The organism is Petrotoga miotherma DSM 10691, from assembly GCF_002895605.1.
GTDB classification, from domain to species: Bacteria; Thermotogota; Thermotogae; order Petrotogales; family Petrotogaceae; genus Petrotoga; species Petrotoga miotherma.
The window spans coordinates 35342-59325 of sequence record NZ_AZRM01000064.1; the positions used below are offsets into that span (position 1 = coordinate 35342).

Here is a 23984-nt window from a genome sequence, read left to right on the forward strand (position 1 = left end):
GGAGGAAAAGTCTGCTAAAATGATAGGTGATAATTTGATTCTTTTGGATAAAGTAGATTCAACAAACAACTACATCAAAAAACACTGGCGTGAACTGCCATCAGAAACTGTTGTTTGGGCTTTAGAACAAACAGAAGGTTACGGAAGGAAAAACAGTAGGTGGTATTCTCCTTTGGGGGGGTTGTGGTTTTCGGTGTTATTCAAACCCCGTAAAAGACCTTTGATCCCATATTATTATTTGAGAATGTACTCTTTGGTAATTTATAATGTCTTGAAAAAAAAATACAAGTTGAACCCCATCATTAAATGGCCTAACGATATTTTGATAAATTCTAAAAAGGTGTGTGGAATTTTAGGAGAGAGTGTTTATAATGGCGGTTCACCTAGTTGCGTTATAGTGGGAGTAGGAATAAACGTTAACAACGAATTACGTGAAGAAATCTCCAATAGCTCGATTGCTTTAAAAGATGTTGTTGGGAAGGAAATTCCATTGAGAAAACTTTTGAATGAATTGAACCATGTTGCTTACCATTCATATTATCTAAAATACTTCAAACCCAAAGCAATTTCAGCCATCACAAAAATGTGGTTAAATCATTTGAATGTGAAAGTAGGAGATAAGGTCCAAGTATCAACTGAAAATAATGGAAGTATTTATGGTATAGTAAACGATATCCAGTCAGATTATTTGGAAATAATGGACGATAACGGGGAGCTAAGAAAAATAAACTCTGGCGAATTAATTGTGATATAATCTTTAAGTAATGAAGCAAATGGCCTTTACTTGTGATACAATATATTTGTTGAATTTAGATCCATAAAATAACTCCTAATAACATAATAACTTATAATATTTCTGAGAATGAATTTTTTTGGGGAAGTTTTGATTTTTAAAAGAATTAAGAATATAAAGAGAGTAATTTTTTATTTCTATGGGGAGGTATATAATGTCGCTAAAAGTGCTTATTTCAGAGGAAGAAATACAAAAAAAGGTTGAGGATTTGGCTAAGCAAATAGATGATTATTATAAAAATATAACGGATGAAATTGTCGCCGTATGTGTCTTAAAAGGATCCGTTAATTTCTTTAGCGATTTGGTAAAAAAGATACAGTTGAACGTTAATTATAATTTCATACAGGTATCTAGTTACTCCGGGGATATAACCACTGGAAAAGTAAAAGTAAAAAGTTGGCTAGATGAGCCTCTCGAAAATAAGCATGTTTTAATAGTTGAAGATATTGTGGATACTGGAAATACGTTAAAATATATAGTAAAATATTTAGAGAGGCAAAATCCCTCCTCTTTAGAAATTACATCAATAGTTTTAAAAACGATTCATGAACACGGAATTCAAGTAAGATTTCCTGGATTTGAAATCGGAGATAAATTTATAGTAGGATACGGATTGGATTACAACGAAAAATATAGAAATTTACCGTACATTGGCTATATAGAATAAGGAGGCTAATATTACATGGACATTGAACAATACGTATCAAAAGTGAGAGAAGCAGCTAAGTATATTCAAGAAAAGACCATGAAAAAGCCCAGCATTGCGATCATTTTGGGGTCTGGATTAGGGAAAATTTCTCAAAATTTAGAAGAAACTCTTTCAATTCCTTATTCTGATATTCCAAACTTCCCAAGCTCTACCGCTCCGGGCCATAAAGGGGAATTGATGATAGGGAGTTTGAAGGGCAAAGATACATTACTTATGAATGGAAGATTTCATTACTACGAAGGATACACTATGAAAGAGGTTACCTTTCCAATTCGTGTAATGCAAGAATTAGGTATTGAAACTCTCATATTGACTAATGCAGCGGGAACGTTAAACCCCGATTTTGAAGTTGGTGTACCGTGTATAATTACAGATCATATCAATTTTTTTGGTGACAATCCGCTGATTGGACCAAATTTCGATGATTGGGGTCCTAGATTCCCTGATATGACGGAAGTTTACTCGAAGTCTTTGGTTCAAGAAGCCTTTAAATCCGCTAAGAAACTTAACATTAAAGTATATTCTGGTGTCTATTTAGGTTTAAGTGGCCCCACATTCGAGACACCAGCTGAAATGGCTATGATGAGAAATTTTGGCGCTGATTTGGTAGGTATGTCGACCGTACCAGAAGCTATTGTTGCAAAACATGCTGGTATGGAGATTTTAGGTATCACCGCTATAACAGATAAAGCTGTTCCTGAGGAACTGAAAGAAGTTAGTGCAGAAGAAGTTTTGAAGATTGCAGAAAAAACAGGTGAAAGTATAGCAGATATCATCATGGACCTAATAGATATCTTTTAGAAGGTGTTTTTTTGAAGGCTTTTGTTGGGTTGGCAATTTTTATATTTCTGCCAATTTTATTCTTTTCTTATTATGAAGTTTACGATTACTTGTTTATGAAACCGAATACTTATTTTGAATACAATTCAAATTCCACAGGAGAGTTTGGAGTGGAATTTTATACTATTAACAAATATCCAATAATGGACTCAAATAAATTGTTAGAAAGTGTGTGGTCCCAACCGCGAACATTGATAGGTGGGCAAATGGTGGTAGAATCGTCTAATTACACGCATGCTATTTCGTCTTCTAAAGCGATGGGACTACTTCAATTGAAAAATCCAACGGGGGTCGATTTACACGTTTATAATTTATTTGATCCATATGACAATCTAAAAGGTGCCTTAGAATACCATGGTTATCTTCGGCGGCTTTTTGATGATGAAAGGTTGCAGATTATAGCATACCATGATGGACCTACCGCAGTTATGTCTGGAAGGGTATCTTCTGCTGGTGAAGCATACTATGAGAAGGTAAAAAGAGCGCAACTAAATTATTCTAACACAAAAATATATTCTCCTTATTTTATAGGAGGTAGAGTGTCTTATTTCCCAGAAGATAAAATATCTACGGAATTTAAAGGTGGATTTGCTTATAGGAAAGTTGAGATATACGGGAATGTTGGTTTAGAATTTCCTTTAGAACAAATACTAGAATTAGATTCCATAGACATCCAAACAGATTATGGCTATACCTTTTTCTACGTACCTAGAACGAATTTTGGTTTTGGCATAAAAGGTAAAACCGTTCCAGAAGATATTGTTTTGCGCGTTGGTTTACCGTGGCAAAACTTTATTCTTAAAGGGCCAGAAAATCCTGAGTTAATTTATAAACACGAATTAACGAATAATTGGACCTCGAAAGTATTAATAAATTCTGACAATTTACTGCTTTCCAGTTATTTTTCAATTTACAACTTAGACCTTTTCGTGGGGTACGAAGTTTATGAAACTTCTATAAATCTAGGTTTTAGATTAGCCTTTTAAAAAAGTTCTCAGGAAGGGATGTCTTTATGGAAAAGTATTTGCAACAATTAAGAGACTGGTGGAAAAATCTAGATAAAAGCAAAAAACGAAACTATATAGTTTTGTTAATTTCTATCATTGTGTTGATAGTATTCTTTTCAATATTGCTTTCAAGAAAAAATTATGAGTTTTTTATCGGAGGTTTGGATCAAGCAAATGCGGGTAATATTGTAACAAGGTTGGAAGAAATGGGTATAGAATACAAAGTAGATGATTTTGGTAATATTTACGTTGCGAATCAGAATGTAGCGGAGTTGAGAATGAAATTAGCCAGTGAAGGTTCATTGGGCTACAATCTTCAAGGTTATGAACTTCTTCAAAACCAAGGCTTTGGAGCTACCAGTTACGATAAGCAGGTCAACTATCAGATCGCTTTGGAAGGCGAATTATCTAGAAGTATAGCTTCTATGGAACCGGTACAAAGTGCCCGCGTTCATTTAGTTATTCCTCCAAGAACTTACTACCAAGTTGGTGAAAGCCCAAAACCATCTGCATCTGTTTTGTTAGTATTGAATCCTGGAATGAGTGTATCCTCAAACCAAATTAAGGGAATAATTAATTTAGTAGCCGGGGCTGTAGCTGGGTTGCAACCAGAGAATGTAAAAGTAGTAGATAATTTTTCTAACGATTTGAGTGCTCAGGTTGCCGTGGGAGAAGATATCAGTAGTGCTGATACTAAATTTCAGCTAAAAGCCGAGATAGAAAAATATTATAAGCAAAAAGTAGAAAGCGGTTTACAATCAGTCTTTGGTTTAGGGAATGTTGTTGTTGTTCCTGAGATAGAATTAAATTGGCAAAAATTAGAAGAAGAACAAAGAAAAGTCGAACCGGTTGTGGATGAAAATGGAATAATTTTAAGCCAACAGACTAAGACCGAACAAAGTAGTTCTTCTCCTTCTTCTGGCGGGGTACCTGGTGTTGATTCCAACATTCCCCCCTATACTTATCAAACGCCTACGAGTACAGGAAATTATTACAGCAGCTCAGATGTGATAACCAACTACGATGTAAATGAGATTTATAAAAAGACTATTGAAGATAAAAACGGAGAAATATCCAATAAAAGCATAACACTTTTTATCGATTTTCAAAACAGTAAAGTTGAAGATAATCAAGAGTTGAGGTCTCAAATTAAAACAGCCATTGCAACAGCCGTTGGTGCACCTGAAGATAATATTTCTTTAGTTGATATACAGTTCAATAGGGATTTGGAAGCGATGAGGGCGGATATTGAATATCAATTACAACAGAGAAGACAAAGAATTACGAATATTGTAATTGCTATAATTGTGATCGCATTCCTAATGATGCTTGTCATCCTAATTGCTAGAGCTCGTAGAGCCAGAAAGGCCTCGCAACTCGTCGAAGAAAGAAAGCGACAGTTAGAGTCCAGAGTTGAAGAAGCGATGAAAGAAAGAGGCGTTGAGGTTGAAGAAGTTTCACCCGAACAAGAGAGATTAAGAGAGATTACAACTTTGGCGGAAAATAATCCCGATGAGGTTGCAGATATCATTAAATCTTGGCTTAAAACTCGTTAAATGTTAAAAGGAGTTGTTTTAAATGGCTGAAAAGAGTAAAGAATTAGATGGTTTAAAAAAATCTGCAATATTGTTAGTACTATTGGGGCCTGAGAGAGCAAGTAAAATCTTAAAAAAGTTGGATGAAGAAGAAGTAGAACAATTAACTTTAGAAATAGCAAATTTGGAAAAAATTGATGAAAAAACAAAAAAAACGGTTATGGACGAATTTGGAGAATACATAAAGGCAAAAGATTATATCAACACCGGTGGTGTTGAATATGCAAGAAACCTTCTCGAAAAAACTTTTGGACCAGAAAAAGCCATAGATATAATAGATAGATTGGTGTCAAATTTGCAGGTAAAACCTTTTGAATTTTTAAGAAAAGTGGATGTGTCACAGATGGTTAATGTGTTACAAAACGAACATCCACAGACGGTTGCCCTTATCTTATGTTATCTTCCACCTCAAGCCGCTTCTCAAGTTATTTCTGAACTACCTGAATCTTTACAATTAGACGTGATAAAAAGAATTTCCACTATGGATTCTGCCAACCCGGATATTGTAAAAGAGATAGAAAGTAGGTTAAAGGATCGTCTTTCTGCTTTCACCGTTCAAACTTTTTCTCAGGTTGGTGGGATAGATATTACCGCGGAAATAATGAATAACATCGATAGGGCGGTCAGTAATAATATATTTGAAAAGCTTTCAGAAAGAGACCCAAAGCTGTCGGATGAAATTAGGAGAAGAATGTTTGTTTTTGAAGATATTGTCAAGTTGGACGATAGATCTATACAAAGAATACTTCGTGAAGTAGATAGTAAGGATTTAACAATGGCTTTAAAAGGTTCTAGCGAAGAAGTTAAAAATGTCATTTTTAAAAACATGTCTAAAAGGGCTTCACAGATTATAAAAGAAGAATTAGATTTTATGGGACCTGTTAGAGTTAGGGATGTAGATGAAGCACAACAAAGAATCATCAATGTAATCAGAAAACTTGAAGAGTCTGGTGAGATTATTATAGCTGGTGGCGGGGCAGGTGAAGAATTGATTGAATAAAAGAATTGTAAATAATAAATTTGTTGTTTTAGATAAAGCCTTTGAATTATCTGTAGAAGAAATAGAGCAAGTACAATATGAAGAAAGTAAAAGAGAAAAAGATAAATTAAAAGAGCAGATCGAGTCAGATGCTCAAAAAGAAGCTCAAAAGATAATTGAAAACGCTAAAATTACCAGCCAAAAAATAATTGAAAATGCAGAATTAGAAGCTAAAAAATTAAGAGAAGAGCAAGGTAAATATATGGAAGAGAGGAAAAAGACCCTTGAAGAAGAGCTTAAAAAGGTTAGCACTCAAATTCAAAGGATATCAAAAGAGTATGATATTTATATCAAAGAGTTGTCACAGCAAAGTTTAATTTTCTGCGAAAACACTATCAAGGCTGTCGTCGAAAGATATTTTAAAGAAAAGATTGACTTCCCTCAGTGGGTAGAAATTATTTTTCAAAATTTAGAAAAGAAACTTTCCTCCTTACAAAATTCCAAAATTAAACTGAGTCCTTCTTTTAATAAAGAATTTGCCGATTTAATAAGGGAAAAGTTTTCTGACTTTTTTTACATAGTAGAAGATCCTTCTTTGAAAGATAACCAAATAGTTTTGGAAACAGATCAAGGAATTTTCGATCTAACTCCTCAAACATTTTTTGAAGATATTTTGAACATGTTGGAGGAAGCTTTAAATGGAAAGAAATAATTTTTCCTCTTCTTTAGCTTATTTTACTGATAAATTACAAAACAGGCCTTTATTTGAGCTGGAAGGTAAAATTAGTAGGATAATAGGTGTTACTATTGAATCAATTGGCCCCAGTGTTGCTTTAGGTGATCTATGTAGAATAAAATTGAAAGATGGTTCCAAGATTTTTGCAGAGACCGTAGGTTTTTCTGATAATAGAGTTTTGTTGATGCCGTTAGAGGATGTCAGTGGAATCTATGTTGGGGCGCCGGTGGAAAGAGTAGATAGTAAAATCAACGTGAAAATTAGCTCAGAACTCTTAGGACACGTGTTGGATGGTTTGGGAAGATCATTGGATGGTTCAAAAATAAAGAGTTATGAAAATAAAAGTATATATAGAGCTGCGCCTAACCCACTTTTAAGAAACAGGATTAAAGAGCCTTTATCTGTAGGGGTAAAGGCGATTGATGCCTTTTTAACTCTTGGTAAAGGTCAAAGAATTGGAATAATGTCAGGAAGTGGCGTAGGAAAAAGTACCTTACTGGGCATGATTGCCAGAAATACGGAAGCAGATATAAACGTTATTGGGTTGATAGGAGAAAGAGGAAGAGAAGTTAAAGATTTTATTGAAAAAGATCTTGGGGAGGATGGACTAAAAAAATCTGTTTTGATAGTTTCAACTTCAGATTCACCTGCTTTACTCAGAGTAAAAGCTCTTTACACAGCCACCACTATCGCAGAGTATTTTAGAGATTTAGGTTACAATGTTTTAATGATGGTGGATTCAATCACTAGATGGGCTATGGCTCAGAGAGAGATAGGACTTTCTATTGGCGAACCACCAACCACCAGAGGATACACACCGAGCGTCTTTGCAAATATGCCAAAAATTTTAGAAAGAGCTGGAAACTCTGAGAAAGGAAGTATGACTGCAATCTATACAGTATTGGTTGAAGCCGATGATATGAACGATCCAATTGGTGACGCTGTAAGAAGTATAGTCGATGGTCATATCGTTCTTTCAAGAAGCCTCGCAGATTCTTCGCATTATCCCCCGATAGATATCCTTTCCAGTGTAAGTAGGTTGATGAAAGAAGTAGTAGATGAAAAGCACCTTAAAGCAGCTTTGTTTGTTAAAGATATTTACGCTAGTTATATAAATTCCAAGGATTTAATCGAAGTTGGTGCGTATAAGAAGGGGAGTAATAAAAAAGTAGACATAGCTTTGGAAGAAATAGAAAATATAAATAGTTTTTTAACACAGAGAATCGAAGAAAAAGCCCCTTTCGAACAAACGTTGAAAAAGTTATTTGAAATATACCAAAAGTACAACTAGGGGGCGGAGAGTAGGGTAAATAGACAAAGACTCCTTTATCCTTATGGGTGGGCTGCGGGGCGAAGGGGCGCTATAGACAAGGTTTTAGAGTTTCTAAAGGAAATAACTAAATAGCGGGAGGCAGAAAATATTGTTAAAAGCTGAATACGCCATCATCTTTTATGTTTTATTGATCGTCTTTTCCTTGCTTTTAGTCAGAATGTTATCAAAAAAATATTTAGAACCTGCTAAATACAGGAAAGTTAAAGAAAGTATTTCAGCCTATTTGTATCTATTACCATCATTTGTTGTTTTAGGGATTTTTGTTTTTTGGCCTATTTTTTATTCCTTTTATCTGAGCTTTTTTAAGTGGGATTTTCAAAATCAAGATAATCCGTTATTCATTGGGCTTCAAAATTATATAGATTTATTTAAATTGAACCAACCTGTGAATATTACTCTCAATGAAACATTTTTCAATACACTTCTAATCTTTATGACTGCTATTTTTATCATTCATTTAATCTTTGATCTAAAAAAGGTAAAGACTCCTCGTCAAAAATATTTAATTATTTCTATGAGTATGTTAGGAATACTTTCTTTGTTAACTACTAATTTAATACAGTATCTTAATATAATAAGTGCTTTAGTTCTTGTTGTTGTTTACACTATTTTATTATCTTTGCACTTTTTAGATCAAATGTCCAATAAAATTTTTCTTCGGATAATTATGTTCATCGTATTATGGATAGCGTTTTACTCTTTGGGAGTGCCTGAAATTATTAGGTTTTTGAGTTTGGCAAAGGAACAGTCGTTATTCATCAAAGCGATATGGAATACCACTTATTATGTTCTACTTTCCACGCCTATAACTATTCTGTTTGCCTTGTTAATAGCCTTATTATTGAATAGAAAATTATATGGTAAAACTATTTTTAGAACGGTTTATTTTATTCCCTTTGTTACAAGTGTTGTGGCAATTTCTCTAGTATGGCAATGGATATTCAATGACAATGGTTTATTAAATTATATTTTAACTCAAATGGGTTTTTCAAAAGTTCCATGGTTGAAAGATCAGAAGTTTACGATTCCTACCGTTGCCATAATATCTATATGGAAGATGGTAGGATATTACGCAATAATCTTTTTGGCGGGTCTGCAAAATATAGATAAAACTTACTACGAAGCTGCTGAAGTGGATGGAGCCACACCTTTTCAAAAATTTCAGTTTATAACCTTACCCTTATTATCTCCTACAACTTTTTTTATAATCATAGTTGCAATGATCGGAGCATTTAAAGTTTTCGATGAGATTTTTATCCTCTATGTAGGTATGCCTGGACCTTACAACAACAGTGGAATGACCATGGTTTACTACGTGTTTGATATGTTCTATGTTCAACAAAGGATGGGAAGAGCTAGTGCTGCTGCTTACGTGCTTTTTGGAATTATTCTATTGTTTACAATTCTTCAGATGAGAAGTAGCAGAAGTAGAATACACTACGAATCCTAAGGGAGGAAATTATACTTGAATTATACAAAGTTTATAAAAACACTTTGGACTTTGATAGTTTATTTACTGTTAGCAGGAGGCGCGATAGTTATGCTCTTGCCTTTTGCGTGGATGATAATGACTTCTTTGAAAACAAGCAGCGAAATCAACTTATGGCCTCCAACATGGACAACAAAAAATTTTCAGAATGAATGGGATTTAAATTTAAAATTAACTCCCTCAAAACCTTCCCCAAGGACAGGCTTAAGTTTAGCTGAATTTAGAACTTTATCAACCCAAGAAAGCTACAATCCTTACAAATTGGTCTATGAAATAGATGGGGACTTTGTAAGGCGAGGAAGGGTACAACTCTCTTTTGACGAGATCGATTATACAGAGCAAGCAAGTGTCGAGTATATGATGTCTGATATCTACGATTATATTTCAAATATTGAATTAAGAGAAGATTTATCGAGCTTATTTGTTATAGAAGATTATTCCCTTGAAACTTTTGAAAGTATTTATTTTGCTCTTTTTTCCCAAGAAGATGGCTATTTTAAACAGACTACTACGATAAGAAGGATACAACAAAGTATAAGCAAAGTTCAGAATTTTATAGATATAACCCTCCAAAGAAATATCAATATCTTACCGTATTTTAGAACGAACCCGAATATGACAGAAAGTCAAATAGAAAGTATAACAAGAAGTAAAGAAATATTTTCCAATTATTTGGAAACGATAAAATCGAAAACCAATGATTTGAATTCAAAATTATCTTCCTATCCAGCAGAGTTAAGAATAATTAGTGAAAATGAGGTAGAAGAATTAATTAATCTACTCGCTGATTTTTTGTCTGAGTTTCAAACTTTTGAAGATGACATACTCTCCAACACAAATACTTTGATTCAAAGAAATATTTACGAACCCATTATGAAAGAGATCAATACTCTAACTTTCTTTATGTATTTTAACGAAAAATATGGTGAGGAACAAAATATTACATTTGAAGATGTGAACATAATATTCGACGTTCCTACTGGAGAAACAAAGTATCAAAATATCATAGACAGAATCCAAGAAACTGAATTTCCAGAATCATTTAAAAAAATTGTGATCTCATTAGCTAACGAGAAAAATATCGATAATTTGAATCAAGAAGTTGTTTCATATCTAGAGAACGATTTTGTAAATGATGTGAGTAATTCATTAATAGAAGACCCCAGAAACCTCTCAATATACACAAACATTATTAGAACGTTATCGCAGAACCAGGCTAGCTTTGATCAAGCCCAGGCAGTGCTCTCAGATTCCGATTATCGTTTTTTAATAGAAAACATTCAAGGAAAGGAAGAAGAGTTCGCAAGGATATTGGAAAAAAGGAAAGAATATGATAAAATATTAAAAGATTTCGATAGGTTTTTCCTTGATACGATTTCCAAAGTAAATATTGTAACCGCACCGCCTTTTGTTGATATGATTTTGTACAAAAATAATTCGAATGTTGAATTATACACAGTAAATGTACCATCAATTTGGTTGTTTGACGATGTTCCTTCCGGAAAAGTTGAATATTCTTTTAATCAGGTCTTGGGGAATATATTTCAAAATTATGTTGATGCATGGAACGGTGCTCCATTTTCCCGATACTATGTGAATACGGTTTTTGTTTCTCTAATAACCACCGTTTTGGAGATAATATTTGCGTCGATGGCTGCATTTGCATTTTCAAAACTTAATTTTTGGGGAAAGAATTTTATTTTTATAACTTTTTTAGCTACCATGATGATACCGGGTGAGGTTCTATTAGTACCAAATTATATAACTATTAGTAAATTTTCATGGATAGACAGTTATTATGCTTTGATCGTTCCCTGGGTGATTAGTGTTTTTGCCATTTTTTTGATCAGGCAACAGTTTATGACTGTGCCCAACGAGTTATGGGACGCTGCTAAAATAGACGGATCTTCAAGTTGGCGATTTTTATGGACCGTGATGGTACCTCTTAGTAGACCTGCAATTTTAACGGGGGCACTACTAAAATTTGTAGGGAGTTGGAACGCCTTTTTATGGGTTTTAATTGTCACCAAAAGTCCTGAAATGAGAACACTTTCAGTGGGATTACAAAATTTTAGAACTGATGCGGGAGAGATCTACAACCTTTTAATGGCAGCATCCACTTTTACTATGATTCCTATAGTAATATTGTTTATATTCTTACAAAGATATTTCATAGAAGGTATCGCAAGAACTGGGTTGAAAGGTTAAACATAAGATTCGATTTAGGAAGTGAGTGCAATCCCATTTATTGAATTAGATAGAAACAAAAGTAAGAAAAAACAATTGTTCGCTCGTAAAAAACCGAATATTTCCATCATCTTGCGACTTTTATTGTTAAGCGCTTTAATATTCATATTGGGGTTCGTCTCCTTCCAAATATATAGACAAATAGACTTATATTACAATTTAAAAGAACAGTACAATGAAATTGAAAAACGAAAAGAAGAACTGAATGATGAAATTCTAAAAAGAAATCAGATCCTTTTGGATTTAAAAAATCGATTAGCTGACAAAGGAGTTATAATAAATGGTGAAGAATTCCACCAAATGGATCTTTACAACTTCCCATAAGCCAAATAAAAAACAAATAGAAAAAGCGTTGCAATTAGCCAACAAATATGGTGGTGTGTATCTAGAAAGAAATAAGCTTAGAATGGACGAAGGGAACTTTTATTTTGTAATAGATAAGAAACTAGCCCTAAACTTTCAATGGGAGGATGGAAAATTATTTTTCCATCCTTCTGTTTCCAAAATAAGATTGAACAATTATTTAAAAAATGGAATTGATCATTTAATAAACGCTGTATCTCCACAAAAAAACGATATCATACTTGATTTAACCCTTGGCCTTGGAAGTGATGCCTTACTATTGTCGTATTTTTGTGAAAAAGTAGTAGGCTTAGAGGCTTCTTTTCCTATATATGCGGTTGTTGCAGAAAATATAACAAACTACGATTATAAAGAAAATTGGATGAAAGAAGCTTCAAAAAAGATCAAAGTTATCAATTCAGATTATAAAATTTTTCTAAACGAGCAAAAAGAAAAAAGTTATGAGATTGTTTATTGTGATCCTATGTTCGAGAATCCTCAGTACAAATCAAGCTCTATAAATCCTTTGAGGAAATTTGCTCGATACGATAAAATTACACAAGAAGATTTAGAAAAGATGGTTAAAATAGCTAGGAAAAAAGTAGTAATCAAAGCACGTTCTAACGACAGTGTGTGGGATTTGTACGACTTCGATAAAAAAATCGGAAGTAAAAAAAGTGGAGTATTTTTCGGAGTGATTGAAAAGTGAACAAAGTTTTAGTTATAGTGGGCCCTACAGCTGTTGGAAAAACAAAAGTATCCGTAGAAATAGCCAGAAGAATTAATGGAGAAATAATTTGTATGGACTCTAGACAAATTTATAGCCATCTTATAATCGGTACCGCTATGCCTGATGAAGAAACCAAACAGATGATCCCACATCATTTATTTGGCTCAATAGATCCACGAACCCATTTTACAGCTTTTGATTATAAAAAAATGGCAGAAAAAAAGATTGATGAAGTACTAAATAGAGGAAATACACCAGTTTTAGTTGGTGGGACAGGCCTATACCTTGATGCTCTGAGGAAAGGTTTTTTGAATGTAAAATCTGACTATGGTTTAAGGACTTATTTAAGAAAATTAGAAAAAAATAATCCTGGTGTATTGAGAAAGATATTGGTAGATTTGGATCCACAAAGAGCTCTAAAGATACATCCAAACGATTTAAAAAGGATCATCCGGGCCATAGAGATTTATGTTATAACAGGTATCAAAATGGGGGAGATTGTAAAAGAAAATAGGCAAAACGACAATTCTTTTGATTATCATATAATAGTACTAGATAGAGAAAGGCAAGAATTGCATGAAAGGATAAACAAAAGAGTCCATCAAATGATAAATGAAGGTCTGATAGATGAGGTACAAAATCTCTTGTCTTTAGGGTATTCTACAACTCTTAACGCTTTAAACACCATAGGTTATAAAGAAGTGATACAATATCTATATGGGAAAATCGATTTTAATGAAATGATTCACCAGATAAAAGTAAACACCCGCAACTATGCCAGAAGACAGATTATATACTTTCGCAAGATAGAATCTGCAAGATGGATCAATTTGAGCCAAACAACTCAAGAAGGCGTAGTAGATCAAATAGTAAGTGAAATTATTTAATGAGTCTGGAGCTGGGTAAAGCCTTATTCCTCCTTCCTTATGGGGGGGAAGCGGGGCGAAGTGGCGCTATAGCAAGTCTTTCTAGAAAAAGTATATTTAATTTCTGATACGAGGGGTGATAACATGGCAGAAAAATTTAATTTACAAGACCGATTTTTGAACATTCTGAGGATTAACAAGATAGAAGTAAAAATTTATTTAGAAGGGGGATTTCAAACAAGCGGAGTGGTAAGATCTTTTGATGATTATACTGTTTTATTGGAAAAAAACGGTGAACAATCACTGGTTTATAAACATGCCATAAAAATGATGGCACCTTCAAAATATATAAAACTTTTCCAAGAACAGTCGTCTAAAGATGAGTAGAAAGAGAAAAATAAAAAACTGCCCCTAGGAAAGAAGGGGTAGTTTTCTAGTATTTTTTCAAAATAACGTTATGAGAACTATGGAGGGAATTAATTTGAAAAAAACTTTTTTGATATCTTTATACATCCTTATATTTTCTATTTTTGCCATTTCTCAGCTATTTCAGCCACCTATAAAAAACTCATACATAACCGCATCTTTTGGTGAATACAGAGATACAGGAGCTGAATCACATTTTCATTTAGGAGTAGATTTTTCTACTTTCAACAGAAAGGGAGAATCTGTTTATGCGGCCGCTGAAGGTTCTCTTTATAAGATTTGGTTAAACGATCCTCTTTACGGCAATGCAATATTTTTATACCATGAAGACTCTGATTTAGTTAGTGGATATGCCCATTTGAGTGTTTTCTCTGATAAAATATCTAAATATTCTCAATTAGTTCAAAACGAGTTTGGAAATCAAAGAATAGAAATTGTTTTTCCCAAAGGTAAAATCCCAATAAACCTAAATGAGGTTATAGCTTATTCAGGAGATACCGGGGAAGCCATAGCGCCTCACTTGCATTTTGAAGTTTTAAAGCAATCCCAAGATGATTTCACCATGTACGACCCCCTTGAGTTTTTAGAATATCATGAACAAAGGGATAAATCTTTGGAATTAATGAGAATCAGATCCAATAACAAATATTTTGAAGTTACAGAAAATGGAGAAACTGTTGTAGAATACACAGGTAACTATCCCCGGATAGACATTAGAGTACGTGAAAAATTAGGGGACAACTCCACTATTCTTCCTAAAAAAGTTTCTATGTATATCAATGATATTTTAACCTATAAAATGGATTTTAGCATAATCAAAGAGTCAGAAATATACAAAGCTGATGCTGTATTTGGATATGGTTCAACATCTTCCATATATTGGCTGAAAATGTACTCTGATGACCATTTATCTCCAATAGTTATCAATGACTTTTCAGCATTTTCTTATGAAACCTCAACGACTTTAAATGGAGAAATCGTTTTAGAAGACATATGGGGTAACGAAAAAGTTTATAAATTGAAATTCATAAAACCATAAGAAATGTTAATTTTATTTTTAAAAATTAACAGTGTATCGTTTTTCTTCACTTGAGGAAATTAATTTTTTTGGTATAATTTACCTCGTGGAATTCTAAAAATAAACTGAAATCTGACGAAAAACACTCGAAGAAATCAAGGAGGCTTAAATGTGAAAAAAATGCTCTTTACCAGTGAAAGTGTAACGGAAGGTCATCCTGATAAAATCTGTGATCAAATTTCTGATACTATACTTGATGCTATACTGGAAAAAGAACCCGAAGAAAATAAGATGAATGCCCGATGTGCTGTAGAAACTTTAGTGACAAGGGGACTAGTTGTAGTAACAGGTGAAGTTAGAACCTCTGCATATATAGATGTTCCAACACTTGTCAGGAATACTATTTTAGATATAGGTTATAACAGAGCTAAATTTGGATTTGATGGTGAAACATGCGCTGTAATTACTTCTATTGAAGAACAATCACCTGATATAGCTCTGGGGGTTGACAGATCGTTAGAAGTTAAATCAAGACAAGAAGAAGACCCTTTTGAAAAAATAGGAGCAGGAGATCAAGGCATTATGTTTGGATATGCGACAAACGAAACGGATGCTTATATGCCCTTGCCTATTCTCTTAGCTCACAGACTTGCCAAAAGATTGGCCGATGTTCGAAAATCGGATACATTGGATTTTTTAAGGCCAGACGGTAAAACTCAAGTAACAGTAGAGTATGATGAAAATAATCAACCACTAGGCGTAGAGACTATACTTATTTCCACCCAACATTCGCCTGATATAAAAAGGCAAGAGTTAGAAGAAGCAATAAAAAAACATGTAATAACTCCAGTCATACCGGAAAACCTTTTTACAAAAAACACAAAAATTCTTATCAATCCTACAGGAAGATTTGTTATTGGGGGTCCTCAAGCTGATACAGGACTGACTGGAAGGAAGATAATCGTTGATACATATGGTGGTTGGGCACCACACGGTGGAGGAGCTTTTTCAGGAAAGGATCCTACCAAAGTGGATAGATCCGCTACTTATATGGCAAGATACGTAGCTAAAAATTTAGTAGCAAGTGGTGCAGCAGATGAAGTTTTAATTCAACTTTCCTACGCAATTGGCGTTGCACAACCCGTTTCAATAAATGTTGACACGAAAGGTACGGCGAAAGTTGATGAAGAAAAGATATATAAAATTGTAAAAGAGATATTTGACTTTAGACCTGCGGCGATAATTACTAACTTAAATCTATTACAACCTATTTACAAAGAAACCGCCGCTTACGGGCATTTTGGAAGAAAAGATGTAGAATTTCCATGGGAAAGATTAGATAAAGTTAAGGAATTGAAAGCAGCATTAGGATTGTAATTTACTAAAAGGCAAAAGATTTTGATTTTAAAAGGGTTACAGGGCGAAAAACAAAAATTGAGGAGGTATTTCAAAATTGCCAAATAAAAAATCGGCAGAAAAAAGGGTTAGACAATCAGAAAAAAGAAGACAAAAAAATCGTGGATATCAAAAGAGGATTAAGGAAATTTCTAAGGAAATAGACAAGAAAATTCAAGAAAATGCTGAAAGGGAAGAATTGATGCAGCTATTAAGCAAATCTTTTAAAATTATTGACACGGCAAAATCACATGGTGCTGTACATAAAAACTATGCCGCAAGGAAAAAATCAAAATTACATTTAAAGGTTAAAAAATATTTAGGCGAAATGGCACCAGAAAGTTCCTCTGTTAATGAGTAATTGATGAATTTTTGTAATAAATACGATTATGACCCCCTTTTTTGGAGGTAAGGAAGTTTTGAGTTCTTATTCTTATTTACGAATGTATCAAGTAAATACAAAGGAAATAAAAAGTTATCCTATAGAATGGAATAAAATTTTTGGAAATAGCAATAAGTTGATAGTTGAAGTTGGATTCGGCGGTGGCGAACTTTTAGTAAATTTAGCCCAACACAACAATAATTATAATTATATCGGAATAGAAACATCCCTAACTTCTTGTCACAAAATAAAAAAGAAAATCTTTCAAAATAATTTAAATAACGTACAAATAATACTTGAAGATGCAAAATTTGCCCTTAGGGAGTTTTTTTCTGACAACTCGATTAATAAAGTAATAGTTAACTTTCCATGTCCATGGCCAAAAAGCAAGCACGCAAAAAACCGTCTTTTTGACGAAAAATTTATAGACACTTTATCGTCGGTATTAGAAGTAGACGGTGAATTAATTTTAACAACCGACATTTTTTGGTATGCTTCTGATGTTAAAGAAAAATTTTTAAACAACGGATGTTTTGAAGTAAAAAATATTTCCGAAATAAACCAATTACCTTTCAAAACGAGATACGAAAAAAAGTGGGAAAATGAAGGAAGAAAAAAGTATTTACTTATTGCACAAAAAAGATGCGAAAAATCAATAAAAAGGTTGTTAGAAGGGGATTTCGATTTGCCTCATGAGAAAATCAAAAATGTGAATTTTGATAAATTACAATCTCTGGTTGGATTTAAAAAATCTAGTAAAAATAAAACTATAGTTATAAAGGACATATACACTAAATTAGATGGTTCAAAATACTTAGTAAAGGTTTTTTCTGAAGACGAGGGGTATATTCAAAGTTACTTTGTTAATGTCATTAAAATGAAAGAAGGATGGTTAGTAAAATTAGATGACATAGCAAAAGCTTATAGGACCCCTGCGGTTAAAGAAGTGGTGAATACAATCGCCAAGGAGATAGAAAATTAATGTCTTGTATAACGGTTTTGGGTGCCGGTAGTTGGGGAACGGCAATGACAAAGCATTTAGTGGATAATAATCAAAAAGTAACAATTTGGGATAGAGACAAAAAGCTCTTACAAGAAATAAAAAATGGAAGTAACCCCCGATATCTATCTACCCTAAAACTCCCTGCAAAAGAAATAAATGTTGAAGGGAATATAAATAAAAGCCTAAAGAACGCACAAATTGTAATTATAGCTATCCCTGTTCAACATATATCAGATGTGTTAAGCAAAATTCACAAAGATTCTCTTACAAACAAAGATATTGTTTTTGTCAATCTATCAAAAGGCATGGAAATTAAAAACCAAAAAATACCGAGTAAAATTTTTGAGGAATACCTATCAGGGTTTAACTATTGTACGCTAAGTGGTCCCAGTCATGCAGAAGAAGTAGCAAAAGATGTACCTACATCGGTTGTAGTTGCAGGTAGGGACAGTCAGGTTAACAAATATATACAGGAAATTTTTAGCAATGAAACTTTCAGAGTATATACTAACAATGACTTAATAGGAGTAGAAATAAGCGGTGCTATAAAAAATATCTATGCCATAGGTGCCGGTATAATAGATGGATTTGGAAAATGGGATAACACAAAAGCTGCTTTAATCACCCGTTCATTGGTTGAAATTATTAGGTATGGAACGTATTATGGAGGGAGCAAAGAAACGTTCATGGGATTAGCAGGAATTGGAGATCTTGTTGTAACATGCACTAGCTCACATAGCAGAAATCGGTACGTTGGAGAAATGCTTTCAAAAGGTATGACTCTAAAAACAATTCTGGAACAGATGGTGATGGTTGCAGAAGGGGTTTACACTGCAAAAGCTGTATATAATGATGCAAAAGAAAAAGGAATTGAAATGCCCATAGCTGCTAAAATCTATCAAGTACTATACGAAGGTGTAGATCCTAAAACGGCTATTTACAAATTAATGACAAGGGATTTGAAATCTGAATTTTTCAATTGAAAGATTTTATGGTATAATTAACTAAGGAAAGTCAAATTTTAAGGAGGCATTCAAATGCAAGTTTCTTTAGACCAACTTTTACAAGCATTGATGGCACGTATGGAGAGTTTAGAAATTTCTATAGAAGATTTAAAATTTAGAACAAATGTGGCTTTAAGGTTAATCAAGAAAAATGACTTGTTGGATGAGGACAAGGTGAAAGAATCCGTAAAAGAGGAATTAAGTGCTTTAAATGAACTAAGTGAAGAAGAGATGGATTTAAATGACGAAAGAATCGAAGAAATCTCAAAAGGAATCATACAATGGATCGATAATGATTTAGAGAGTTTGAAGAAAAGAATGGCAGAATATCAGGAAAAAATGAAACAGTTACTTGAGCAAGAGGAAGCGGCAGGTAACATTAGTATTGCACCCCCAGAACTGTTGAACCAATTAGAAAGAGCAGGCATTGGAAAAAATCAAAAAGAAAAAGGCAAAAATAATGGAAATATAATCATGCCTTAAAATTTGATTTTAAAAAGCAACGGCCGGTATTTATTTACCGGCTTTTGTTTTTATATACCCGTTTTGAAGGGCAGACTTCCTTCAAAAAGCATTCCATGCACTTTGGAGAAATTGGCTTACAAATTTTTTGACCAAAATTCACCATTGAACCATTCAGAGGTCCCCATAATTCAGAGGGTATAATTTTTTTTAATTGGACTTCCGTTTCTTCTGGTGTTTTTGTCTTCACCCAACCGAGTCTATTGGAAATTCTATGTACGTGTGTGTCAACTGCAAGTGCTTCTTTACCAAAAGATACATACAAAACTATATTGGCTGTTTTTCTCCCCACTCCTGGCAGCTTAATCAACTCTCCTAATTCATCTGGCACTTTTCCATTATATTTTTCAATTAAAATTCTAGAAATATTGATAATTCTTTCAGATTTTTGTTTATACATACCTGCTGGCTTGATTAGATCATATAGGTCCTCAGGATTCAATTTAGAAATCTCAAAAACATTTTTGTAACGAGAAAAAAGTGATTTAAAAGCTTTTTCGGTATTTTCATCTTTTGTTCTTTGAGAAAGCACCGTTTCAATCAAAACCTTAAAAGGATCTGTTTCAGAATTGCTACGTGGAAACATATTTATGATCTGTTCCGCTTCTTTTTTTATATCTCTCTTCATCTCTTCTCCTTTTATCATAAAGTTTTTGGAACCTTTTTAATAAGCTTGAAAGCTTGGTTCTTGTTAGCTTTAGCGCCCCTTCGCCCCGCTCCCCACCCGTTTTGCTGTTTTGGGGATTTACCCTTTTGCAGCCTTGTGCAAAAAGCTTTTTTATAATAAACTATGATTTTGAACTTGGGGTCTTAGGGGCTTGCCCCGTTTGGTGAACTCCCAAACTCCGATTTTAATAATTATTGATTTTTGTTCTTGGGGGCCTTGGGGGTTTACCCTTTTGCAGTCTTGTGCAAAAAGCTTTTTTAAGTTTGCCGCAGTGTGCAAACAATGTTTTTAAATGATTTTTTTGCTGAATTATGCAAAATCTGTCTTCAAATGGGTTTGTTTAGAGATTTTTGTTCTTGGGGAGTTTGAGGGGTTTACCCCTCAATGCCCGGGCTTGCCCTTTTGCTGATTTGTGCAAAAATCTTTACTAAAATGAAAAATTGGTTTTGGGGATCTTAAGGGGTTTACCCCTTAATGTTTAATGATAGTACCCAAATATTAAAATGACTAAATGATGAAATTAAGAAAAAAATTGTGGTAAAATATAATGAATTAGTTTTAATATAAACTATAGGAGTGACACCTTTGAAATCTTGTATAATTGCAACAGGTAATGAACTAACAGAAGGTATTATACTAGACAGAAACTCAAAATACGTTGCTGAAAAGCTTAAATATTTTGGATACGATACTTTAAAAATAACGAATGTAAAAGACGATTTATCTTTGATAAAATTATCCATTGAAGAAGCACTGAAAATGTGTGATACAATATTTATTACAGGTGGATTGGGACCAACACAAGACGATTTAACAGTTCAGGCTGTTTCTGAAATTTGTAATATAGATATTGTATTAAATGAAGATTTATTTGAGAAAATAAATCATTATTATTATAACAAAACCGGAAAATACCTAAGTGTTTTAAAAAAACAAAGCTATGTTTTAAAAAATGCCGATATACTACCAAATCCTATAGGAAGTGCACCCGGTCAAAAAGTTCATTTTAATGGTAAAACCATTTATTTATTGCCAGGACCGTATAACGAGATGAAATCAATTTTTGAGAAGTATATATATAATGAATTAAAAGGTAAAATGAAAAACGACCAAGTAGAATATTCACTTTATTTTTATGGTTTAACAGAAGCTGAATTAATGCAGGAAGTTTCAGTTATCTTAAAAAACACTGATTACTCTACTAAAATTGAAGAATACATTGGTCCAAGTTTGAGGATTAGAATGCAAAAAAATGCTGATTTTGAGCCTATCTTAAAAAAAATCCTATCTCAATTTAGTAAGCATTTTATTGGTTTTAAAAGTTTAGAAAGTACTTTATTTAACGCATTAATGGAATCTTCAAAGACACTTTCTTTTGCTGAATCATGTACTGGAGGGATGCTTTCGAATACATTGGTATCCATTCCAGGTGCTTCAAATGTATTCAAAGGTTCAGTGGTAACGTATTCTAATGATTCAAAAGTAAAATTATTGGAGGTTAAAAAAGAAACAATAGAGAAATTTGGAGCTGTTAGCGAAGAAACCGTCAAAGAAATGGCATATGGTTTGAAGAAAATCATGGAAAGTGATATTTGTGTATCTGTTAGTGGCATAGCAGGGCCAAGCTCAGGGAGTGAAGAAAAATCGGTTGGAACGGTTTGGTTTGGTTTTCTCACTAATGAAGATTTTGTTGCCGTAAAAGAAGTTTTTTCAGGGGATAGAGATGAAATTCGAAAAAGAGCCACTTACTTTGCTTTTTGGAATATTTTAAATTTGGTTCGAAATCAAAATCCTTAGAAAAGGGTGTAGAATACTTTGAAATAGGAGGGGATAGAATTGTCGAATTATGATGTATATTTAAATGTTTTTTTAGAGGAATCTAAAGAAAATATTCAAGAACTTAATGACCTTCTACTTGAACTTGAAAAAGATAAAAGTAACCTAGAAATAATAAACGATATTTTCAGAGTGATTCACACCTTAAAAGGTATGGCAGGTACAATGGAGTTTGACACATTGGCTAAATTTTCACACAAATTGGAAAATGTATTAGATTCATTAAGAAATAAAAAGATTGATTTAGCCGATGATCTGATGGATTTTTTGTTTAATGCCTCAGATGCATTAGAAGAAAGTATTTCAGATATAGCACAAGGAGGCAACGGCGATGTAGAAAAACTGGAAAAACTGTTGGAGAAAATAGACTCCTATGAAGAATCAACAGGTTCATCTAAACCGTCTAGGGATAAAACAAATGAAAAAGAAGAAAATCTAGATAAACAGAATAATGGCATCTATTCTAAAATGGACGACGAAACTAAGGAGCTTTTAGAGGATGTTTTTGAAAAAGCAAAAGAAAGAAATTTAAACTTTTTGATTTTGAAGGTTATTTTAGAAGATGGTGTACAGTTAAAACAAGCAAGAGCTTATGCTATACATCACAAATTAGAAGACAACGGCTGTGAGATAGTTTATACGTATCCTAGTGTCGAAGAGATAGAAAAAGAGAATTTTGATAAAGAGCTGATTTTTGGCGTTGTTACCTCTAAAAGTATTGGAGAGATAGCAGAGCTTGTTAATAAAGTTGCCGAAGTGGAATCGGTTTATGTAGATGAATTTTCAACGAACAACCTCTTTGGATCAAAAGAAGAGAATAAGGATGAGGAAAAAGAGTCAAAGCAAGAGGGTTTAGAGAACAATAAAAAAGAAGTTAAGCTTTCGAAAAGTATAAGAGTAGATATAAATAAATTGGATGAATTGATGAATTTAATGGCAGAACTCGTTATAGCTCGAAGTAGAATCATTGAAACTTTAAGTAAGTATGATGTAAAAGAAGTTGATGAAAGTTTAACTCAACTTTCAAGGATAACCTTAGATCTTCAAAATGTTGTTATGAAAATTAGAATGGTTCCAGTTGCTTTTGTGTTCAATCGATTTCCAAGGCTTGTACGAGATCTTGCAAAAGAATTGGGAAAAAAAGTGAACTTTGTGATTCAAGGGGAAGAAACAGAATTAGATAGAACCGTTGTTGACGAGATAGGTGAGCCGTTAGTTCATCTATTAAGGAACTCTCTAGATCATGGTATAGAAGGTCCTCACGAGCGTTTGGCCAAAGGGAAACCCGAAACAGGGACTTTGAAGTTATCAGCTAGGCATGAAGGGAACGGAGTTATCATAGAAATCGAAGATGATGGAAAAGGTTTCGATAAAAATGAAATACTCCGTACCGCTATAGATAAAGGATTAATTAGTTCATCAGAGGCATCAAAATTAAGCGATGATGAGATATACAATTTCGTCTTTTTACCTGGTTTTTCTACTAAAGTTGTTTCTACGGAATTGTCTGGAAGAGGAGTTGGAATGGATGTAGTTAAAAGTACTATAGAGAGTTTAAAGGGTACTATTTCTTTGGAAACAAAAAAGGGAAAAGGTACAAAGATAAGTATTAGTTTACCTCTTACCTTGGCAATTATAGAAGCTCTTCTAATAACTGTAAATGAGCATGTTTATGCGATACCTATCGCTAATATTGATACAACTCAAAGAATGAGTGATGGTGAGTTAAAAGTTGTCCAAGGTCAAGAAGTTTTCCTTTTGAGAGGAGAAGTAATGCCTGTAGTACGTTTAAGGAAGTTATTTGGTTATGAAAAGAAAAAAGATTCTTCAAATGAATATATTATTATTGTGAAATTGGGAAACAAAAAATATGGGGTTGTTGTTGATAAATTATTAGGCCAAGATGATATAGTTATCAAATCCTTGGGGTCTTTGTTGAATGATGTTAAGGAATTTAGCGGAGGTGCAATTTTAGGAGACGGTAGGATAGCTCTTATATTAGATGTTGCTTCTCTAATATAATGAATAATTTAAGTACTTAAATGAGGGTGGGGAGCGGGGCGAA

General features: G+C 33.4%; 23 protein-coding genes. 22 read left to right on the forward strand and 1 reads right to left on the reverse strand.

All coding sequences use genetic code 11. The features are described from left to right. Positions 1 to 19: 19 nt before the first annotated feature. The 20 genes from X928_RS09505 (at position 20) to X928_RS09600 (ending at position 19377) form a co-directional block, all read left to right on the forward strand. Positions 20 to 754: a biotin--[acetyl-CoA-carboxylase] ligase gene (locus tag X928_RS09505; protein WP_245857228.1), complete on the forward strand. Its 735-nt coding sequence runs from the start codon at positions 20 to 22 to the stop codon at positions 752 to 754. Between the two features lie 193 nt (positions 755 to 947). Next, positions 948 to 1460 carry a hypoxanthine phosphoribosyltransferase gene (gene hpt, locus X928_RS09510; protein WP_103079525.1) on the forward strand — a complete coding sequence of 171 codons (513 nt, stop codon included), beginning with the start codon at positions 948 to 950 and terminating at the stop codon, positions 1458 to 1460. A 15-nt stretch (positions 1461 to 1475) separates the two neighbouring features. Further along, on the forward strand, positions 1476 to 2303 hold the full coding sequence (locus X928_RS09515; protein WP_103079526.1) for a purine-nucleoside phosphorylase: 828 nt from the start codon (positions 1476 to 1478) through the stop codon (positions 2301 to 2303). An 11-nt stretch (positions 2304 to 2314) separates the two neighbouring features. After that, on the forward strand, positions 2315 to 3328 hold the full coding sequence (locus X928_RS09520; protein WP_103079527.1) for a lytic transglycosylase domain-containing protein: 1014 nt from the start codon (positions 2315 to 2317) through the stop codon (positions 3326 to 3328). A 26-nt stretch (positions 3329 to 3354) separates the two neighbouring features. Beyond that, on the forward strand, positions 3355 to 4905 hold the full coding sequence (gene fliF, locus X928_RS09525; protein WP_103079528.1) for a flagellar basal-body MS-ring/collar protein FliF: 1551 nt from the start codon (positions 3355 to 3357) through the stop codon (positions 4903 to 4905). A gap of 22 nt (positions 4906 to 4927) precedes the next feature. Beyond that, positions 4928 to 5944, forward strand: coding sequence for a flagellar motor switch protein FliG (gene fliG / locus X928_RS09530; RefSeq protein WP_103079529.1), 1017 nt, complete (start codon positions 4928 to 4930; stop codon positions 5942 to 5944). Next, on the forward strand, positions 5937 to 6635 hold the full coding sequence (locus tag X928_RS09535; protein ID WP_103079530.1) for a hypothetical protein: 699 nt from the start codon (positions 5937 to 5939) through the stop codon (positions 6633 to 6635). The genes fliG and X928_RS09535 overlap by 8 nt, the downstream gene beginning before the upstream one ends. After that, entirely contained in the window at positions 6622 to 7950 is a 1329-nt protein-coding gene (locus tag X928_RS09540; protein ID WP_103079531.1) for a FliI/YscN family ATPase, read from the forward strand. The genes X928_RS09535 and X928_RS09540 overlap by 14 nt, the downstream gene beginning before the upstream one ends. A gap of 130 nt (positions 7951 to 8080) precedes the next feature. Then, complete coding sequence (locus X928_RS09545; RefSeq protein WP_103079532.1) at positions 8081 to 9442, forward strand: carbohydrate ABC transporter permease; 1362 nt, start codon at positions 8081 to 8083, stop codon at positions 9440 to 9442. A gap of 15 nt (positions 9443 to 9457) precedes the next feature. Continuing rightward, a complete protein-coding gene (locus tag X928_RS10195) occupies positions 9458 to 11689 on the forward strand; it encodes a carbohydrate ABC transporter permease (protein WP_211286521.1) in 2232 nt (743 codons plus the stop codon). A 21-nt stretch (positions 11690 to 11710) separates the two neighbouring features. Beyond that, complete coding sequence (locus tag X928_RS09555; protein WP_103079533.1) at positions 11711 to 12052, forward strand: hypothetical protein; 342 nt, start codon at positions 11711 to 11713, stop codon at positions 12050 to 12052. Next, entirely contained in the window at positions 12009 to 12779 is a 771-nt protein-coding gene (locus tag X928_RS09560) for a class I SAM-dependent methyltransferase (protein ID WP_103079534.1), read from the forward strand. The genes X928_RS09555 and X928_RS09560 overlap by 44 nt, the downstream gene beginning before the upstream one ends. Beyond that, positions 12776 to 13687, forward strand: a complete 912-nt coding sequence (gene miaA, locus X928_RS09565) for a tRNA (adenosine(37)-N6)-dimethylallyltransferase MiaA (RefSeq protein WP_103079535.1) — start codon at positions 12776 to 12778, stop codon at positions 13685 to 13687. The genes X928_RS09560 and miaA overlap by 4 nt, the downstream gene beginning before the upstream one ends. Positions 13688 to 13810: 123 nt before the next feature. Beyond that, positions 13811 to 14053, forward strand: coding sequence for an RNA chaperone Hfq (hfq, locus tag X928_RS09570; protein WP_103079536.1), 243 nt, complete (start codon positions 13811 to 13813; stop codon positions 14051 to 14053). Positions 14054 to 14147: 94 nt separating this feature from the next. Then, positions 14148 to 15131 (forward strand): M23 family metallopeptidase, encoded by a 984-nt coding sequence (locus tag X928_RS09575; protein WP_169926377.1) that lies wholly within the window; start codon positions 14148 to 14150, stop codon positions 15129 to 15131. A 159-nt stretch (positions 15132 to 15290) separates the two neighbouring features. Further along, positions 15291 to 16487: a methionine adenosyltransferase gene (metK, locus tag X928_RS09580; protein WP_146026663.1), complete on the forward strand. Its 1197-nt coding sequence runs from the start codon at positions 15291 to 15293 to the stop codon at positions 16485 to 16487. Positions 16488 to 16563: 76 nt separating this feature from the next. Then, positions 16564 to 16866 (forward strand): 30S ribosomal protein S20, encoded by a 303-nt coding sequence (gene rpsT, locus X928_RS09585; RefSeq protein WP_103079539.1) that lies wholly within the window; start codon positions 16564 to 16566, stop codon positions 16864 to 16866. Between the two features lie 58 nt (positions 16867 to 16924). Beyond that, positions 16925 to 17869, forward strand: a complete 945-nt coding sequence (gene trmB / locus X928_RS09590; RefSeq protein WP_169926378.1) for a tRNA (guanosine(46)-N7)-methyltransferase TrmB — start codon at positions 16925 to 16927, stop codon at positions 17867 to 17869. Next, entirely contained in the window at positions 17869 to 18873 is a 1005-nt protein-coding gene (locus X928_RS09595) for an NAD(P)H-dependent glycerol-3-phosphate dehydrogenase (protein WP_103079541.1), read from the forward strand. The genes trmB and X928_RS09595 overlap by 1 nt, the downstream gene beginning before the upstream one ends. A 54-nt stretch (positions 18874 to 18927) precedes the next feature. Beyond that, positions 18928 to 19377, forward strand: a complete 450-nt coding sequence (locus tag X928_RS09600; RefSeq protein WP_103079542.1) for a hypothetical protein — start codon at positions 18928 to 18930, stop codon at positions 19375 to 19377. Between the two features lie 34 nt (positions 19378 to 19411). Here X928_RS09600 and nth read toward each other — a convergent pair whose 3' ends face one another. Then, the gene (gene nth, locus X928_RS09605; RefSeq protein WP_103079543.1) at positions 19412 to 20044 is read right to left on the reverse strand and encodes an endonuclease III; all 633 of its coding nucleotides are present in this window, start codon (positions 20042 to 20044) and stop codon (positions 19412 to 19414) included. A gap of 624 nt (positions 20045 to 20668) precedes the next feature. Here nth and X928_RS09610 point away from each other — a divergent pair. Continuing rightward, positions 20669 to 21880: a CinA family nicotinamide mononucleotide deamidase-related protein gene (locus X928_RS09610; protein ID WP_169926379.1), complete on the forward strand. Its 1212-nt coding sequence runs from the start codon at positions 20669 to 20671 to the stop codon at positions 21878 to 21880. Positions 21881 to 21919: 39 nt separating this feature from the next. Beyond that, on the forward strand, positions 21920 to 23941 hold the full coding sequence (locus tag X928_RS09615; RefSeq protein WP_103079545.1) for a chemotaxis protein CheA: 2022 nt from the start codon (positions 21920 to 21922) through the stop codon (positions 23939 to 23941). Positions 23942 to 23984: the final 43 nt, after the last annotated feature.